Annotated in this window: 17 protein-coding genes; 9 read left to right on the forward strand and 8 right to left on the reverse strand. The window is 60.0% G+C overall.

Features of this window, described 5'->3' with window-relative positions; translation table 11 throughout:
- Positions 1-8: 8 nt before the first annotated feature.
- Positions 9-2231, reverse strand: coding sequence for a DUF3141 domain-containing protein (locus AB7813_RS04695; protein WP_441227909.1), 2223 nt, complete (start codon positions 2229-2231; stop codon positions 9-11).
- 77 nt (positions 2232-2308) lie between these two features.
- Entirely contained in the window at positions 2309-3385 is a 1077-nt protein-coding gene (locus AB7813_RS04700; RefSeq protein WP_120290302.1) for an AI-2E family transporter, read from the reverse strand.
- Positions 3386-3530: 145 nt separating this feature from the next.
- Here AB7813_RS04700 and AB7813_RS04705 point away from each other — a divergent pair, with 145 nt between their 5' ends.
- The 3 genes from AB7813_RS04705 (at position 3531) to AB7813_RS04715 (ending at position 6491) form a co-directional block, all read left to right on the forward strand.
- On the forward strand, positions 3531-4052 hold the full coding sequence (locus tag AB7813_RS04705) for a GNAT family N-acetyltransferase (RefSeq protein ID WP_439083410.1): 522 nt from the start codon (positions 3531-3533) through the stop codon (positions 4050-4052).
- Positions 4053-4302: 250 nt separating this feature from the next.
- The gene (gene cax, locus AB7813_RS04710; RefSeq protein ID WP_120289492.1) at positions 4303-5403 is read left to right on the forward strand and encodes a calcium/proton exchanger; all 1101 of its coding nucleotides are present in this window, start codon (positions 4303-4305) and stop codon (positions 5401-5403) included.
- 233 nt (positions 5404-5636) lie between these two features.
- The gene (locus AB7813_RS04715; RefSeq protein WP_439071794.1) at positions 5637-6491 is read left to right on the forward strand and encodes a metal-dependent phosphohydrolase; all 855 of its coding nucleotides are present in this window, start codon (positions 5637-5639) and stop codon (positions 6489-6491) included.
- Positions 6492-6626: 135 nt separating this feature from the next.
- Here the strand turns inward: AB7813_RS04715 and AB7813_RS04720 are convergent, their stop codons facing one another.
- The gene (locus AB7813_RS04720; RefSeq protein ID WP_439077203.1) at positions 6627-8024 is read right to left on the reverse strand and encodes a molecular chaperone; all 1398 of its coding nucleotides are present in this window, start codon (positions 8022-8024) and stop codon (positions 6627-6629) included.
- 212 nt (positions 8025-8236) lie between these two features.
- On the opposite strand from AB7813_RS04720, the gene AB7813_RS04725 reads away from it, so the two are divergent.
- Positions 8237-8788 carry a hypothetical protein gene (locus AB7813_RS04725; protein WP_441227910.1) on the forward strand — a complete coding sequence of 184 codons (552 nt, stop codon included), beginning with the start codon at positions 8237-8239 and terminating at the stop codon, positions 8786-8788.
- Between the two features lie 135 nt (positions 8789-8923).
- Positions 8924-9160, forward strand: coding sequence for a hypothetical protein (locus AB7813_RS04730; RefSeq protein WP_068736536.1), 237 nt, complete (start codon positions 8924-8926; stop codon positions 9158-9160).
- A 21-nt stretch (positions 9161-9181) separates the two neighbouring features.
- On the opposite strand, the gene AB7813_RS04735 is transcribed toward AB7813_RS04730, so the two are convergent.
- Positions 9182-9775, reverse strand: a complete 594-nt coding sequence (locus AB7813_RS04735; RefSeq protein ID WP_175368943.1) for a DedA family protein — start codon at positions 9773-9775, stop codon at positions 9182-9184.
- A 192-nt stretch (positions 9776-9967) separates the two neighbouring features.
- Between AB7813_RS04735 and AB7813_RS04740 the strand changes: the two genes are divergently transcribed.
- The gene (locus AB7813_RS04740; RefSeq protein ID WP_175368942.1) at positions 9968-10258 is read left to right on the forward strand and encodes a hypothetical protein; all 291 of its coding nucleotides are present in this window, start codon (positions 9968-9970) and stop codon (positions 10256-10258) included.
- A gap of 3 nt (positions 10259-10261) precedes the next feature.
- On the opposite strand, the gene AB7813_RS04745 is transcribed toward AB7813_RS04740, so the two are convergent.
- A complete protein-coding gene (locus AB7813_RS04745; protein ID WP_068736902.1) occupies positions 10262-10522 on the reverse strand; it encodes a hypothetical protein in 261 nt (86 codons plus the stop codon).
- A gap of 156 nt (positions 10523-10678) precedes the next feature.
- On the opposite strand from AB7813_RS04745, the gene AB7813_RS04750 reads away from it, so the two are divergent.
- Positions 10679-11704: a PrsW family glutamic-type intramembrane protease gene (locus tag AB7813_RS04750; RefSeq protein WP_315842261.1), complete on the forward strand. Its 1026-nt coding sequence runs from the start codon at positions 10679-10681 to the stop codon at positions 11702-11704.
- Between the two features lie 123 nt (positions 11705-11827).
- Complete coding sequence (locus AB7813_RS04755; RefSeq protein ID WP_089264182.1) at positions 11828-12403, forward strand: HdeD family acid-resistance protein; 576 nt, start codon at positions 11828-11830, stop codon at positions 12401-12403.
- A 23-nt stretch (positions 12404-12426) separates the two neighbouring features.
- On the opposite strand, the gene AB7813_RS04760 is transcribed toward AB7813_RS04755, so the two are convergent.
- Genes AB7813_RS04760 through epmA form a run of 3 tightly spaced genes read right to left on the reverse strand, consistent with a single transcriptional unit; the run spans position 12427 to position 14895 of the window.
- Positions 12427-12705, reverse strand: a complete 279-nt coding sequence (locus AB7813_RS04760; protein WP_081422013.1) for a hypothetical protein — start codon at positions 12703-12705, stop codon at positions 12427-12429.
- Positions 12706-12745: 40 nt separating this feature from the next.
- Positions 12746-13846, reverse strand: coding sequence for a lysine-2,3-aminomutase-like protein (locus AB7813_RS04765; RefSeq protein ID WP_439063935.1), 1101 nt, complete (start codon positions 13844-13846; stop codon positions 12746-12748).
- On the reverse strand, positions 13843-14895 hold the full coding sequence (gene epmA, locus AB7813_RS04770; protein WP_439063936.1) for an EF-P lysine aminoacylase EpmA: 1053 nt from the start codon (positions 14893-14895) through the stop codon (positions 13843-13845). The genes AB7813_RS04765 and epmA overlap by 4 nt, the downstream gene beginning before the upstream one ends.
- Positions 14896-15033: 138 nt before the next feature.
- Here epmA and efp point away from each other — a divergent pair, with 138 nt between their 5' ends.
- Positions 15034-15600 (forward strand): elongation factor P, encoded by a 567-nt coding sequence (efp, locus tag AB7813_RS04775; protein ID WP_068736546.1) that lies wholly within the window; start codon positions 15034-15036, stop codon positions 15598-15600.
- Positions 15601-15609: the final 9 nt, after the last annotated feature.

A 15609-nucleotide genomic window follows, 5' to 3' on the forward strand; every position in this document is an offset into this window, starting at 1 on the left:
AAATTTCTTTACGACGCTCGTGCCTCAGGGTCGAACGCGGCAACGTTTGACGCCCCCGCCTCTCCGGCGTCGACGCCGAACAACCCGGCGATCCGCGCCCAACGGCTCGCGCGTTCACCAGCGATGTCACCGCTGGCGGACAAAATCTCACGCATTGCCGTGAAGGCCGATCGCTTTTGAGCACCGTCCGCGGGCAACAACTTCGGAATAGCGGCCAGCGCCCCTTCAGAATCGAGCAACAACATAAAGAACTGCTCACGCACCAACATCTTGAACTCAGGCAGCGTCAGTCGTGCTCCAGCGTGATCGCTCCGAACCTGACGCAGTGCCTCGATACTTCGCTCATCGACCATTCCCCGCGCAGAACCCACATAGAGCAATGAGCGCAAGGTCGCTTCGCGTAAGCCCCCTTGGGAAATCTTCGATTTTAACTCAGCGATCCTCTTGTCGAGCATCAAGCGGTGTTCATCCGACATCTCCCGACGACGCGACGGCTCGGACTTCGGATCAATGCCGACGGCCGCCTGCAACGCCGGTGAACCATAGATGTTGAGGAACATGGCTTCGCTCAGCGCCTCCTGAGAGTCACGCCAGCTATCCAGCAGATGAACGATTTGCTCTCCCATCTGCTCCTGGAATGCCAGGAAGGGATTGTTCTTCGAGACCGGTTTACGGTTATCCTCAATGCCTTCGGCTGCGGACTTTACGGCGCTCATCCACGGATTTTTGCTGCTGAAGGCTTCATATTGCAGTCGTAACGGGTGCAAATTACGCATCATCTCCGCCATCTGCGGCGTCACTGCGTTCTTAAGCCAGGGTTGAACAAATTTTTGGTAGGCTGCGAGATTCATCTCAGAGACGCGCTTGGCCGCAGCGAAACGCCGCTCGTCCTCAGGCGAATTGCCACCCATGGCCCTGATATCATCGAGCGTCCGCGCCTCGCAGCGCATCACCCATTGGCCTACGACAAGGTCGGAGCTCGTGGTCTCCTCGCCCTTCGCCTCGAAGGTCGCTTCGTAGAGACCAGGTGGCAGCACATCTATGAGATCGATATTGCTAGAAAATTCGGCGTGTTCCTTCTTGGCGACGCCACCGGAAACGAAAATGCCGAGATGGCCGATGCTTTGGTGAACGGTATAGACAATCGTCTGCCCATACGCCCTGATCTCATCCACATCAGCATAGCAATCCAGTATCCAATTCAGCGCTTGTTGCGGCGGCGTAACGTTGTCACCCTCGGAACAGAACACCAGGATCGGCGACCTGATGTTGCGCAAGTCCACCTTTTGTCCGTCTGACATCTCGACCTTGCCCACGGCAAGATTGTTGCCGATGAAAAGCTCGTCGACGATGAACTGGATTTCTTCGGCGTTCAGATTGACGTGCCCGCCCCACCAGCGCTCGAACTCGAGATAGCGATCCGCCTCGGTATCAATATTGGAGTAGACGTTATACTGCTTGGTCCACAGTGTGTTCGAAGGGTTCTGACTCTCGAAGTTCTGCACCAGCCACGCGCCATCGAATTTTCCCGCACCGAGATCACTGGTCATTGCGGTGAGCCAACTGCCGCCCATGAGGCCACCCGAATAACGCATCGGGTATTTGCCGTGCACGCCTTCCCAATAAGCCAACGGAGCCCCTGCGATGATCAGAGGCCCGAATAGCTCGGGTCGCAGTGACGCCAGGATCATGACGGCCCAACCGGCCTGGCAATTGCCGATGACGCAGGGCTTGCCGTCGGCCTTGGGATGCAGGTTGATGACTCTCTCGATGAACTGCGCCTCGGCGCGCGCAATGCGCTCGATGGTCTGTCCCGGCATAGGTTCGGGGAGAAAGCCGATGAAATAGCAGGAGTGCCCCGCTCTCATCGCTACGCCGATCTCACTGTCAGCCTTGAATCCGCCGATTCCCGGACCGTGACCAGCACGAGGATCGATCACGATGAAGGGGCGCCGCTCGATATCGATTTCGACGTCATCTGGCGGAACGATGCGGACCAGTGCATAGTTGACGGGTTCGATCAGTTCGCGACCATCGATGATCAATTCGGCTGCATATTGCAATACATGCGGCGCTGTCTGCGCGACGTGCTCACGATACTGATCGCCGCGTTGGCGCATGACGTCCAGGAACAACATGCTCCGCTGCCCCGCATCGACCATGTACTCCACTGCCGAGGCAACAAGCCCGGACATGGGGCCGCCTGGCAGGTTTGGCGTTTCCATCGACATGTTCCGACCTCATCGTCGCGTAAGCTCATTCAAGGGGCTTCCCGGCGCGTAACGTTGATCTAGGTCAAGGGTCTAAGTCAGTTCGGCGCGGGTTGCGAACGATCCTCACGCATCCATGCGGCGATCAACTCCCAGGCAACCGAGAGAACAATTGGCCCGATAAAGAGGCCGACAATTCCGTGCGCGAGCGTTCCGCCGATGACTCCGATGAAGATGACGATCGTCGGTGTCGTGAGCCCGCGCCCCATCACGAGCGGTTTCAATATGTTGTCGAGAATGCCGACGACGGTGAGAAATAATGTCAGCAGCAGCGCTGTGGCGAAATCCTTGTCCATCCAGATCCAGATGATCACGGGAAAGAGGACGATTGCTGCGCCAATCTGAACAATGGTCAGCAACATGACCGCGAAAGCCAGAAGGCCGGCGCTGGGAATGCCGGCCATCTTGAAGCCTATGCCGGCCAGCAGGGCCTGTACGACCGCGACGCCGATCACGCCTTGGGAGACGGCGCGGATTGTCGCCCCTGCCAAATCCAGCAAATGTTCGCTTTGCTCATGGACGATAAGTGACAGAAGGCGCCTCCCGCCCGAGACCAGTTGAAGACCGTAGGGAAAGAGAAAGCCGGCTATAAGAACAGACAGGAGAAATTTGAGCGTCCCGACACCGGCGCTGCCCGCAAGTGTGAGCATCGTGCCCGCCAAGGGCTTCAAATACGGTGCAACCTCACGCAAGACCGCCCGGACGTTACTGGATGCCCGCCCCCAGAATTCGTAGAGCTTCGGCCCGACAATCCGCCATTCCTTGACCTGTTCGGGCGGTGACGGAATGGCTAAATTCCCGGCGGTCAGTTCACCGGCGAGCTGTCTCACCCCCTCCACTGCGCTCAAGCCTAGCCATGTCGCCGGCCCGACGACAACTGCAAGATTGACGATGGTGAGGATGACTGCGGCGGTCTTTGGACGACCGCCCAGCAATTTGGCCAGCCAGTTGAAGGCGGGGTAGAAGGCGACTGCAAGGACACCGCTCCAGGCCAGAATTGGCACGAAGGGACGGATCACGATAAATGTCCAGGTCACCAACAAAGCCAGCAGTCCCAGCCGGACTACAAGCTGGATGATGACGTCTCCGGATAGAAATTGACGGACGGTTCTCACGGACGCGCCTTGATCTGTGCAGGTCGTGCGAGCGTTGCCGTTGCACTCGCCCGCGGTCTTGATCCAGATCAAGCACCCGTCCGTCGACCGCAGCTTGCTTGGCACTGGTCCGAACTAGTGTACCCGACCAGCCAGCGGAGTTCCCATGTCCGATGCCGCCACCTACGCCGCGCAAGAGCAGTTACGCGATGGCCGCCCGGTGAATATCCTGGCGCTTCGCCCCGAAGACGAGCCCGACATGCTCGCCGCGCTGGCGCAGGCCAGCGTGCAGTCGCTGCAGCGGCGCTTTTTCGTCATGAAGCGCCATTTCTCAGACAAGGAGCGCGCTTTCTTCATGGACGTCGACTTTGAGAACCATGTCGCACTGATCGCGCGAGTTGAGGAAACCGGCCAAAGTATCCTGATCGGCGGTTGCCGATATATCGTCTCGGAGCCAGATCGGGCCGAAATGGCGTTTATGGTCGTCGATGGCTGGCAAGGGCGCGGAGTGGGTTCGATCCTCATGCGCCACCTCATCAATCTCGGGCGCGATGCCGGGCTAAAAGAATTGACCGCAGAAGTTCTGCCCGAGAACACTGCGATGCGAAAGATTTTCACCAGGTTCGGCTTCAAGGCAGCCCCGCGGAAAGATCCCCAGATCGTCAGCCTGATGCTCACACTCACTTAAGATCCAAGGTCGGCAAATCCTAACGCATCTAGATACTGATGATGTGCATAGCCCTTGCACCGTCAGAAGAAATCTGGCCCTCCCGACGGCTTCTGACGCAACGCCGGCATTTTGTAGGGGATGTGGTGAAGAGCGGTCGAAGTGCGTCCGCGTTCTTCCAACTTCGAGGTCTTGTTGAGCTAGATCAATACCGGTCCGGCGATGGGATCGGAGTTTCCGCCGTCGCATTCGATATGGAGACGGCGCCGCCATGAAACCCCTGCTCAAGCAAATTCAGCACACACCGCTGCTTTGGATGTTGATCTTCGTGCCTGCCGTACTGGTCGCGGAAGCAATAGCGCCGCATTCCCATACGCTGCTGTTCATGCTTTCGGTTCTCGCCATCGTGCCGCTGGCCGCCCTGCTCAGCCACGCGACCGAAGCGGTTGCCGCCAAGACCGGTGATGCCGTCGGCGGATTGCTCAATGCTACGCTGGGAAACTTAACGGAGCTGATCATTGCGATCACCGCGCTACGTGCCGGCCAGTACATGCTGGTGAAGGCGTCAATTGCTGGTGCGATTGTCACCAATGCCCTCTTCATGCTCGGTGCCTGTCTGCTCCTCGGCGGCCTGCGCTACCATGTCCAAGAATATAATCGCTCCGGCGCGCGGCTCTACTCCGGTCTCCTACTCATGGCGACCGTCGCCCTGCTTGCCCCATCCGCGGTCGCCGACCTGGATCTTGTGCAGGGTGAGACCGTCATGCAGAAGCTCAGCATTGGCCTGGCCATCCTGCTCATCATTGCCTACGCACTAGGTTTGCTGTTCTCGCTGAAGACCCACAAGGAATTGTTCGCAGGCGCCGCGCATAGCGAAGATGAGGAACATTGGCCGATTGCCCTTGCGGTGGGCACACTGCTTGTTGTCACTGTGCTGGTTGCACTTGTAAGTGAGATTTTCGTCGAGTCAGTGCAGAAGGCCGCAGCAACATTTGGAATGAGTCCGGCCTTCGTTGGCTTTATTATTGTCTCAATGGTCGGGGCCGCCGCCGAGTTTGCCGTAGCCTTTTCTGCGGCACGCAAGGACCGCCTCGACATGAGCGTTAGCATCGCGCTTGGCAGCGCCTCCCAGATTGCGCTCTTCGTTGCCCCCGCCCTGGTGCTACTCAGCTATGTCGTCGGACCAATGCCGATGAGCCTGCAATTCTGGCCCGGCGCCGTCACCATGGTCTTGATTGCGACCGTGACAGCGAGCTTCATTACGAGCAGCGGCCGCTCGGCCTGGTTCGTCGGCGCCCTGCTCATCTTCATTTATGCAGTTTTTGCACTGACGCTGTATGTAGTCCCACCGACGGGCCAAGGGGTGGGGTGAAGTACGCGCTCGGTGGGACAGCGGGCCGCTAGCGCTCAGCTCTATTTGACATCGAACGCTTCGGGATTCTGGCTTTCAGAGCATTGATTCAAACCAACTCTCAGGGGACTCTCACTAGCAGCATCCGTTGAAATCCGCAGGCACTCAGGCTTTGACGATGCTGAAGGTGGAGGATACCGCTGAGGACCCGGCGATCATGGTGCAACAACAATGAGGCAAGATAGGGAGCCGAGATGATCACAATTCCTCAACTGACGGCGCAAGCCCTTGGCTCTTTTCTCGCGCGGGAAACCGAAGACCGCTTCCGCTCCTCGCATTCCGATCTGACGAAATTGCTGCCCTTTGCAGCTAGGCTGGCATTGGAGTGCATCGGGAATAGTGACGCACTCTATCACAATATCGAACATACCATGCTGGTTACGCTGGTCGGGAACGACATCCTGGCTGGGCGTGCCCTGCAACGTACCACCACCGCAACCGACTATGCGAACTTTATTATGGCCTGCCTAACCCATGACATTGGATATGTGCGGGGCATTATCCAAGGCGATGAAGACGGCGCTTATGTTGCGGACCTTACTGGGCGCAAAATTGCATTGCCGGTTGGATCCTCCGATGCCGCGCTCGCACCCTACCATGTCGACCGCTCAAAGCTCTTTGTGATTGAGCGGCTCCATGCCGTGGAGGAAGTCGACGCCGCCCGGATTGCCCGGGCCATCGAATACACGCGCTTTCCCTACATCGATGCAACAAACGGAGGAGGAGATGACCTCGATGAGGAAGAAGGATTGCTGTTGCGTGCTGCGGATCTGATTGGCCAGCTCGGCGATCCTAATTACATCAGGAAATCAAATGCTCTGTTCCACGAGTTCGAGGAGGTCGGACTGAACAAGGCACTCGGCTATGCAACGCCAGCTGATATCGTCTATAAATTTCCTCAGTTCTACTGGACCAACGTTGCACCGCAGATCCAGCTTGCGATCCGGTATCTCAATGTTACCTCTAGCGGCCGGCAGTGGATCGCCAGCCTGCACAGCAATGTTTTTCGGGCTGAGCGTGAGGTGAACCTATCGGGGCCGCAGAGATAAACGCTCCCGAGACCTGCAGTCATCGCGCTCACTTCATTGCAGCGAAATTATATTGCGCGTTGTGAATAGTTGTCGGCAGGCTAGGAATTCGGTGGTGACGTTCCGCCACCTAATCTCAACTGGGCTCCTGAGCAGTCATCCGACTGCCTTCAAGGTTACGTCCGGTTCCGGAGAGGCCAATGCGATCATTTGCAGATATTTTAGTTTGAGCTTGAGGCCGTGGCCGTCACCGTATTTCGGCTTGCCGCTGGCGTGGCCCATTAGTTCGTCGGTAAGCTCGTCCGGACATTCGGCATTGCGCAGCCGATCCTTAAAGCTATGACGGAACGAATAGACCGAATGGCGCGACGAAGGCTTCATGCCATGCTTCTTCATGTGCTTATTGACCGCTGCCGAGAAACTGTCCTCGTTGTCAAAGTAGCGCGCAAAGCCTTTCGGAAAGCGTCGCATCGCTTCGAGAGCGATGCCGACCAGAGGAATGTCGCGCTCCGACGATTCCGTCTTCAGCACGCGTCCGTCGGGAACCACTCGGATATAGGGGATATTGGCATCGAGCACGATATTCGCCGGCAGCAGGTTCAACACCTCGCAGGGTCGCGCGCCGGTGTTGATTAGGATGTGCACTGCGGCCACCGCCTGATCGTTCAGCGCGTCGAAGCCTCCCGGTCGCAGGATCGTGTCGACGATAAAAGCGGTCTCGAAAGGCTTGCGCTGCCCGCGCTCACCGCCGGAGAGACGCAGACCGGCGAACAGGCTCTCCTTGTCCAGGTGATGCCGCTGGCTGACGGTTCGAACCATGCGCTGAATATGAGTAATGTTCTTGTTTGCGGTGCCGATGGCAACTTCACGCTTCACGGCGCGGGCTTGCCAGTGATCGCGGTACTTGAGCGCATCGTCGCGGGTCATCTCTTGAAGGGCCTTATCGGTCACCACCTCGATCAGGATCTCAATAGCGCGCTCTTTGCCGGCCTTCCATTTCTTGAGCTGCTTCGGTGAATAGTTCATCCGCTCGGTCGCCGTGGCCGCCTCGAATTCGGCAAACAGAGTTGAAAGCTTGATAAGCGGCTCAGCAACACCACCGAGCACGGCCGCGCGCGTCACGGGATCATGCAACCGGTCGCCCTCGGCTAGGGTTTCGATGCGTCGCTTCAGCTCGGCTGGCGCTTCCAACGCTACGGCGGCAGCGGGGCGATATGAAAGGTCGAGGATGCGCGCCCGCCGAACCGCTTCGGCGTGGTCCGTGGCCGCCCTGCCGGCTTCACCGGCGGCGCACTTCTGCCAGTAGGCTTCAAGGTCCAGATTCATCCGATCGGCGATCAGGGAGGCGCGCCGTCCGTGCCTGTCACGAGCAATGCGTACCTTGGTGGACAGCTTCACGATGCCGCGTTTGTCATAACTCGCGAACTCTTCCGGCACGCGACGCACGAAGTGCCAGGTTCCGTTTCGCTTAGTCAGATGCTCGCCCATCCCTGCCCCATGTTGGACGTTTTGTTGGACGTTTTTGTCGGCGAAGGCCAAGAAAATGTCAAACAATTCGCACTTTTCCTCGCTACTTCAAGATGTTATGCACAGCCCCGTTGGCACTGCTAGGGAGCGCCATTCGCGCACTGCCCTGGGTTAGGCCACGTTATTGCCACCCGAGCCTTATTTTCGTTGAACTTGGCCGCGAACCTCCCGAAATTCACGCGTTCTGGATGGTTTTGTCGCGGATTGGAACGATCACACGCCATAGGACTTCGAGCTTCATGGTCGAAATCATGCCGAGCGCTTCCCAGCACAGTTACGCGTCCGAACCCGGTCACACCTGGCGCATTAGCCAGCAGCCGATCATGGTTGCGGCTGCGGCCCTGTTTCTGGTCGTGATCGGCATCGGCGGCATATTCACGTGGCGCAGCTACAGCGGCGCAACGCCGGAGCCGGAGCGGCTCACCGCATCACGCCTGCAACAGGCCCGTGTGGCGCAAGCGTCCGAACAGCTGATCGAAAAGACCAAGGGCATCGAGGCCACGCAGCAGCAGTCGATCGATCAGCTTCAGGTCGTGCAGGATCAGTTGCAGACCATGCAGCGTCTGATGACAGCGCAGCAGAACGAAGCGCGCAAGCTCAACGAACAGGTCGGCGCTCTCACCTCCACGCTCGACACTCTCCGGCAGTCTTTTGCCAGCACCTCGGCAACTGACGACAAGCCTGCCGCGCGTGAGCAGCCGCGCCGCTCACGCTCCCGCGCCGCGGCAAGCAAGGGCCGTCAGAAGATGAAGATCATTGTGCAGCGCAAGCGCCCCGGGGCGCGCGGCTAAGCCATCCCGCGCGATTGCTCCCGAGCACACGTGAACTGCTTGTACTCTCCACAGCACCGCGCCTAGTCTGTCTGGCCGAACGCAATCTGCACTGCTCAAGGTGCAAGATCATGCGATACCGGCAGGGAGCGAGACATGAAGCATGACGGCGGCGATCACCTTCACGCGCACGACAGCGCGATGACCGAGAAATACGGCAGCACCACACTGGCAACACTCCGCAAGATCTACGGCAAGTTTTTCGCAGCCGGGCATCCCGACACGCTCACGCTCAGCGAAGTGCTGCCGAAGCTCAACGACACGTCGCTCAGTCAGCTCCGCCGCGATCACGACACCGGGCATCTCAAGAAGAAGATCTCGAAGGCCGCGTGATGCGAGACGTTGGCGCTGGGGCTACAACGCCTTGCGCAGCAACATCACGGTCAGCACGATCACGACGACCGGTGCTCCGAATGTCACCGGGAGCAACCATGGACTGTCGGCGTCGATGAGTGTGCCGGGGATGACGCCGATCAAGGCGTGATCGACGATCCAGACCATTGCTGACACGATACTGGCAATTTCGAACTTCAGACGCGGCATGCCGGTAATGCCCGCGACGCTGGTGACCAGCGCGCGCGCCGGCCCGATATGATAACCGACCATGATCGCCGCGATGCCGTAGCGCTCGAATAGCCCACGCACCCGCGCCACCAGTTGCTGACGCGATTGGAGCATCCGCATCTCCAGCAGCCTCGGCCCGCACCGTTTGCCGAGCTCATAGGACACGCTCATGCCGAGCACCGCACCGCCGATGGCCCAAAGGACGAAAGTCCAGGACACCACGCCGGCGCCGATCAGCACCCCCGTCGCCGTCACGATGGCCGCAGCCGGAACGACGAAACTGGAGCCGACCAGACATCCGAAGAAGGCGATGACGAAACCGAGCGGTCCAGCCAAATCGGCTTGCGCCGCGATCAGCGCCGAGATTTTCTGAATAATGTCCATCAGGATGGGATTCCGACCGGCACGCTGTGTTCAGGCTGTGTTTCGTCCATCATCAGAAATGAAACAAAACCGCGGTCGAAGAAACCGTTTCCTCGCCTCCGCGCAAACCGCCTGAAGCGAACGCCCTCTATCAAATCGCTCCAACGACGCGCCGATCGGCGCACGGATGGACACAAGATCGAGGGACACACGATGACATTCACCACCGCGAAGCTCGCCGCCGCCACCGTTCTTGCATTCGGCATGCTGACCACCGTCTGCCACGCCTACAGCGCCGAACAGGAACAGCTTTGCACGGGCGATGCGATGCGACTGTGCAGTTCGGAAATCCCGGATGTCGATCGCGTCACGGCTTGCATGATCCGCAACAAGTCTCAGCTAAGCGATGGCTGCAAGTCGGTCTTTGCGCCTGCCTCAGCCTATCAGCCGGCATCGCTACGGACCACGAAGCCGGTCAATCTGGTGCCGGCCCGGATTCGCTGACGCCTAGCGCCGGCGCGCCACGGCGACGCCGAGCAGAAAAGCAACCAGCAGCGACCCCAGCGGCGCTTCACGCGCCACATTGGCCAGGATGCTCAAGGGCATGCCTGGCTTCTTGCCGGACTCGATGGCACCGCCGATGCGGTGCGCGGTCTCGGTCACCGCCTCTTTCACATCCGTGATCGTTTCTGTGATTGTCGACCTGGCCTCAGGCACGGGCTCGACGCCTTCGTAGATGTAGGGGGGTGTCTTTGCGTCGTCGGCCATGGTCATTTCCCGTGCAGTATGAGCTGTGTCAGCCCAATCGACCGAACACTGATTGGTTCCGGCCCTGGCCCGGGCCCGCTCGCTTCTCTTTTGTCGCAGGCGGCTCCCGCAAGAGTCACTCTTTCCGGTCTGCCCGGCCGTCTATAATTAAGTTCCATGAACCTGCTCGAATCGCTCCCCACCGTGATCGGTATCGCCGCCGTGGCACCAGCTCTGCTGTTGCTGTGGCTGGTGATTGCTGCCGATGAACGGCCGGGACCGCCCGGGCTGGTCTGGGCGTCATTCCTGCTGGGCGCCGCCAGCATCTCCCTGCTCGGCTATGCCCGCGCGCTGTTCGCAGCAATTCCGGGTCTTACGGACAACCCGACCCTGGCCATGGTGCTCCACGCCGTGTTTGGTGTCGCCGCGCCGGAGGAGATCGTGAAGATCTTCGTCATCATCGCGGTGTCCACCCAGCGCGCCCGGACGGCCGATCCAATGGACACGGTGGTTTATGGCGCCGCCGCCGGCCTCGGCTTCGCCGCCTACGAGAATCTCGTCTATCTCCTGCAATATCCCGAGATGTGGCGGACGCTCGCGGTGCTGCGCAGCGTACTGACCGTACCATTTCACGGCGCGCTCGGCGTCATCGCCGGCGCTTACATCGCCATCACCCGCTCCGGCCGTGCGCTCGGCGCCCATCGCCGCGATGGGTGGGCCTTCATTCGCACGCCCATGCTCATTGTTCTCGCGCCAGTGACGCTGCATGCCTGTTTTGATCTCCCTCTGCTGACGCTGCAGCGACATCCGGAGATCGTCGGCGTGATGCGCCGCGTGCTCGAGGCCGCTGGCGTGGTGATTGGCTTCGGCACCATTGCGCTGGCGGCGCGGCTGGTCCGGCGGATCGGCGCGCATCATGCGCCACATACCGAGGTGTCACGCGAGCGGCTCAGCCAGTTGCGCGGCATGTGGGCACTGCTGGTTGCCGGCGGCGGCGCGGGCTTTGCCGGCACAGCCTTTTTGCTGACCTCGATTCATCACTGGTTTACGAACCCTGCGCGCAACGTCACCATGGTGCTGATCCCGCTCGGTCTGGCATCGATCGCCATCGGCGCCGTGCTGCTGGTGCTGACGACGACGGCCTATATTCTCGGTCGCAACCGCATGCGCACGGCCGCGCCGGCCATGACCATGCAGTCGTAACGTTCAAGACCTCGCGCGACATTCGAGTTATTCCCGATCAACCAACTTGCACGCTTCCGCGTGTGAGCGGATAAATGCGAGGCACGGCCAGCACGCTGCCGGCCAGATCAGGACATCGCCGCCATGACCATGCCGCCCAACCTCGCCGAGCTGCAATCGAAGATGAGCGACGCCGTGCGCGCGCACTGGAAGGCATTTCTGATCGAGGGCATCGTGCTGGTGATCCTCGGCTTCGCCGCGATGATCGTGCCGCAGGTGGCCAGCATCGCCGTCACCGTCATGCTGGGCTGGATGTTCTTCATCTCGGGCGTCGCCGCGCTGCTGATGACCTTCTGGGCGCGTCAGACGCCGGGCTTCATCTGGTCGCTGATTTCAGCAATCCTTGGCATCGGCGCCGGCATCATTCTACTTACGCGCCCGGCCGAAAGCACGCTAACACTGACATTCGTGGTTGGCGTCTATTTCCTCGCCGAGGGCGTAGCGACCATCATGTACGCGCTCCAGCATCGCAAGGAGCTGTCCGAGCGCTGGAGCTGGATGGCCTTCTCCGGTCTGATGGATATCGTGATCGCCTTCATCATCATCTCGGGCCTGCCCGGCACGGCAGCCTGGGCCATCGGCTTGATGGTCGGCATCAATCTGGTGATCGGCGGCGCTTCGCTGATTGGCTTGGCGATGGCCGCCCGCAAGAAGGCCTGACCCCGCCAACTGTCTGCAGGGGCTCAGCAGCCCTTGCAGATATTCTTGATCATACGATCAAGTTCGCGATCCTGCGCGTCGATGCGGGATGGATCGTTCTTGCCGGTCTCCGGCGGCAAATCGCCCGGGCGCGGCTGGCGATGGCCGACGGGAGCCTCTGGCAGAGCACCGCCGCTGTTGGTCTGTGTGGTCGGCTGCGAGCGCAGGCCCTTGGGTGGCAGGTTGCGGGACGAATCCTGCGCCAGAGCCAGCGAATGGCCGAGAACGAACAGGCCTGCCGTCATCACGAACAATGTTTTCATTTTTTGTCTCCGACACCAGGTGGCGCGTGTAAGCCGATCGCTACGGCTTCGGTGGATAGATATGAACGTCGCCGCAGTAATCCACCACACGATAGACCGATTCCGCAGAAGCTTCACCGTCAGGCTTGAGGCTGATTGAAGAATTCTCAGACAAATATTCGGGACCGATCGGCGCCTTGCCATAACCGCCGGGAATATCGAGCACATAATCCGGCTGGCACAATCCGGAAACATTGCCTCGAATGGCGCGCATTAGGGCCTGTCCCTCCGCGATGCTGGTGCGCAAATGTGCGGTGCCAGGCGCGAGGTCGCCATGATGCAGATAATAGGGCTTGATGCGGCATTCGACGAAGCCGCGCATCAATGCCGTCAGCGTCGCCGCATTGTCATTGACGCCGCGCAGCAATACCGACTGGCTCACCATGGGAATGCCGGCATCAACCATCAGCGCGCAGGCCGCACGTGCAGCATCCGTCAGCTCGCGCGGATGATTGGCATGCAGCGCCACCCATGTGCTGGCACCCGTGACTTTCAACGCATCCACCATCTCCGCGCTCACGCGGCCGGGATCAGCCACGGGGACCCGCGTATGCAATCGAATGATCTTTACATGCGGGATATCAGCGAGATCCGCCATGATCTCGCTCAATCGCCGCGGCGACAGCATGAGGGGATCGCCGCCGGTGAGGATTACCTCCCAGATCTCGTCATGGCTGCGGATATAATCCAGTGCGGCTGAATAGGCGTCGGGTGACAGCGCGGTCTCCTTGCCCGGCCCCACCATCTCGCGGCGGAAACAGAACCGGCAATACACCGCGCAGACATGTACCAGCTTGAACAGCACGCGGTCGGGATAGCGATGCACGATGCCATCGATTGGCGCGTGGGCGTGATCACCGATCGGATCAGCGTTCTCTTCGGGCTGCGCGTTCAGTTCATCCACCCTCGGAATATACTGGCGCGCGATCGGATCGTCGGGATCGCTGCTGTCGATCAGTGCGGCTACGGCCGGCGTCACCGCGACTGCATAACGCGCGGCGACTTTCTCCAGATCGGCCAGCGTCGAGGCTGGCGCGAGACCGTTTTCAATGAGGTCGCTGGCTTGCCGTAGGGTCGTCGCAACTTTCACGTGACGGTTCATGACACACCTGCCGGCGGCGTCCACACCACCTGATCGATCCGCGTCGCGCCCGACGCCAGCATCACCAGCCGGTCGAAGCCGAGCGCAACACCAGATGCAGGCGGCATCGCTGCGACGGCCTCAAGAAACTCCTCATCGAGCGGATAGCGCTCGCCATAGCGACGCTCCTTTTCATCCATGGCTTCCGTGAAGCGGCGGCGCTGTTCGTCAGCGTCGGTCAGCTCGCCAAAACCGTTGGCGAGTTCGACACCGCACGCATAGACCTCAAAGCGTTCGGCGACATCAGGCTCGCCTTGCTTCGTGCGCGCCAATGCGGCCTCCGGCGCCGGATATTCGAACAGCACAGTCATCCGTTCCTGCCCGAGATGCGGCTCGACATACTCGACCAGAATCTTGCTGAAAATATCCGACCAGGTATCGTCATCGCTGATCCGCACCTTGCCAGTCGCAGCAGCCGCCAGCTTAGCGCGATCACCCTCGGCGCCATCGATGCTCGCAAGCAGATCGATATCCGCAAAACGCGTGAACGCCGCTGCCACGGTCAACATCTCCGGCTCGGCAAACGGATCGGCAACCTGACCGCGAAACGTGAACTGCTTGATGCCTGTCGCCTGCGCCGCGCATGCAATGATCGCCACGCAATCGGCGATCACAGCCTCATAGCTCTCCTCGGCACGGTACCATTCGAGCATCGTGAATTCAGGCAGGTGCTTGTCGCCGCGCTCGCGGTCGCGAAACACCCGGGCGAATTCGAAGATTTTCGTCTCCCCTGCCGCCAGCAGCTTCTTGCAGGCGAATTCCGGCGATGTCCGCAGATACCGCGAGAACCGCTCGCCGTCGCGGTCGATCAATGTTGTCTTTGGCGCATGCAGATGGGTCTCATTGCCCGGTGAGACCTGCAGGACGCCAGTCTCGACCTCCAGGAAGCCCTGAGCCTCAAACCACGTCCGGATACCCTTCGTGATCGCTCCCCGCGCCAGCAGGAAGCCCCGGCGGTCCTGATGTCGCGCCGGGCTCCACCAGGGCGACGGACGGTCGGTTCCAGTCATCGGCAAACGGCCCTTTTGGGTTGCAAAACGCTGGCATCGCCGCGTGAAATCAGTATGTTGCCCCCCGAAACCGCTTCGCTGGCCACAGGACACACACGTCCGGATCGGTCCCGGGCCTGAAATCTAGGAAACATATCTGTGAAAGTCATCGCCAGTTCTATTCGCAAGGGCAACGTCATCGAGCAGGAAGGCAAGCTCTACGTGGTTCTGTCCGCGGAGAACATCCACCCCGGCAAGGGAACCCCGGTCAGCCAGATCGAAATGCGCCGAATCAGCGACGGTGTGAAGATCTCGGAGCGCTACAAGACCACTGACCAGGTGGAAAAGGCGACGATTGAAGACCAGAACTTCAATTACCTCTACAAGGATGCCGACGGCTTCCATTTCATGAACAACGACAATTACGACCAGGTTCAGGTGCAGAAGGACGTCATCGGCGATGCCGAGCCCTATCTGCAGGAGAACATGACCGTAAAGCTGTCGCTGCACGGCCTCGTTCCGGTGGCGATCCAGATGCCGCAGCGCGCGACCCTCGAAGTCGTCGATACCGAGCCGGTGACCAAGGGCCAGACCGCGTCGTCGTCCTACAAGCCTGCCATGCTGTCCAACGGCGTCCGCACCAACGTGCCGCCGCATGTTGGTACCGGCACACGCATCGTGGTGCTGATCGAGGACGGCTCGTACATCGAGCGCGCCAAGGACTAAAGGATCCCG

Origin of the sequence: Tardiphaga sp. 20_F10_N6_6 (assembly GCF_052076045.1) — a bacterium.
Taxonomy (GTDB): Bacteria; Pseudomonadota; Alphaproteobacteria; order Rhizobiales; family Xanthobacteraceae; genus Tardiphaga; species Tardiphaga robiniae.

What these genes read in the sequence shown, in the direction of transcription:
- AB7813_RS04695 (WP_441227909.1), bottom strand. Translation starts at nt 2,231, where the DNA reads ATGTCGATGGAAACGCCAAACCTGCCAGGCGGCCCCATGTCCGGGCTT.
- AB7813_RS04705 (WP_439083410.1), top strand. Translation starts at nt 3,531, where the DNA reads ATGTCCGATGCCGCCACCTACGCCGCGCAAGAGCAGTTACGCGATGGC.
- cax (WP_120289492.1), top strand. Translation starts at nt 4,303, where the DNA reads ATGAAACCCCTGCTCAAGCAAATTCAGCACACACCGCTGCTTTGGATG.
- AB7813_RS04715 (WP_439071794.1), top strand. Translation starts at nt 5,637, where the DNA reads ATGATCACAATTCCTCAACTGACGGCGCAAGCCCTTGGCTCTTTTCTC.
- AB7813_RS04725 (WP_441227910.1), top strand. Translation starts at nt 8,237, where the DNA reads ATGGTCGAAATCATGCCGAGCGCTTCCCAGCACAGTTACGCGTCCGAA.
- AB7813_RS04730 (WP_068736536.1), top strand. Translation starts at nt 8,924, where the DNA reads ATGAAGCATGACGGCGGCGATCACCTTCACGCGCACGACAGCGCGATG.
- AB7813_RS04735 (WP_175368943.1), bottom strand. Translation starts at nt 9,775, where the DNA reads ATGGACATTATTCAGAAAATCTCGGCGCTGATCGCGGCGCAAGCCGAT.
- AB7813_RS04740 (WP_175368942.1), top strand. Translation starts at nt 9,968, where the DNA reads ATGACATTCACCACCGCGAAGCTCGCCGCCGCCACCGTTCTTGCATTC.
- AB7813_RS04745 (WP_068736902.1), bottom strand. Translation starts at nt 10,522, where the DNA reads ATGGCCGACGACGCAAAGACACCCCCCTACATCTACGAAGGCGTCGAG.
- AB7813_RS04750 (WP_315842261.1), top strand. Translation starts at nt 10,679, where the DNA reads ATGAACCTGCTCGAATCGCTCCCCACCGTGATCGGTATCGCCGCCGTG.
- AB7813_RS04755 (WP_089264182.1), top strand. Translation starts at nt 11,828, where the DNA reads ATGACCATGCCGCCCAACCTCGCCGAGCTGCAATCGAAGATGAGCGAC.
- AB7813_RS04760 (WP_081422013.1), bottom strand. Translation starts at nt 12,705, where the DNA reads ATGAAAACATTGTTCGTGATGACGGCAGGCCTGTTCGTTCTCGGCCAT.
- AB7813_RS04765 (WP_439063935.1), bottom strand. Translation starts at nt 13,846, where the DNA reads ATGAACCGTCACGTGAAAGTTGCGACGACCCTACGGCAAGCCAGCGAC.
- epmA (WP_439063936.1), bottom strand. Translation starts at nt 14,895, where the DNA reads ATGACTGGAACCGACCGTCCGTCGCCCTGGTGGAGCCCGGCGCGACAT.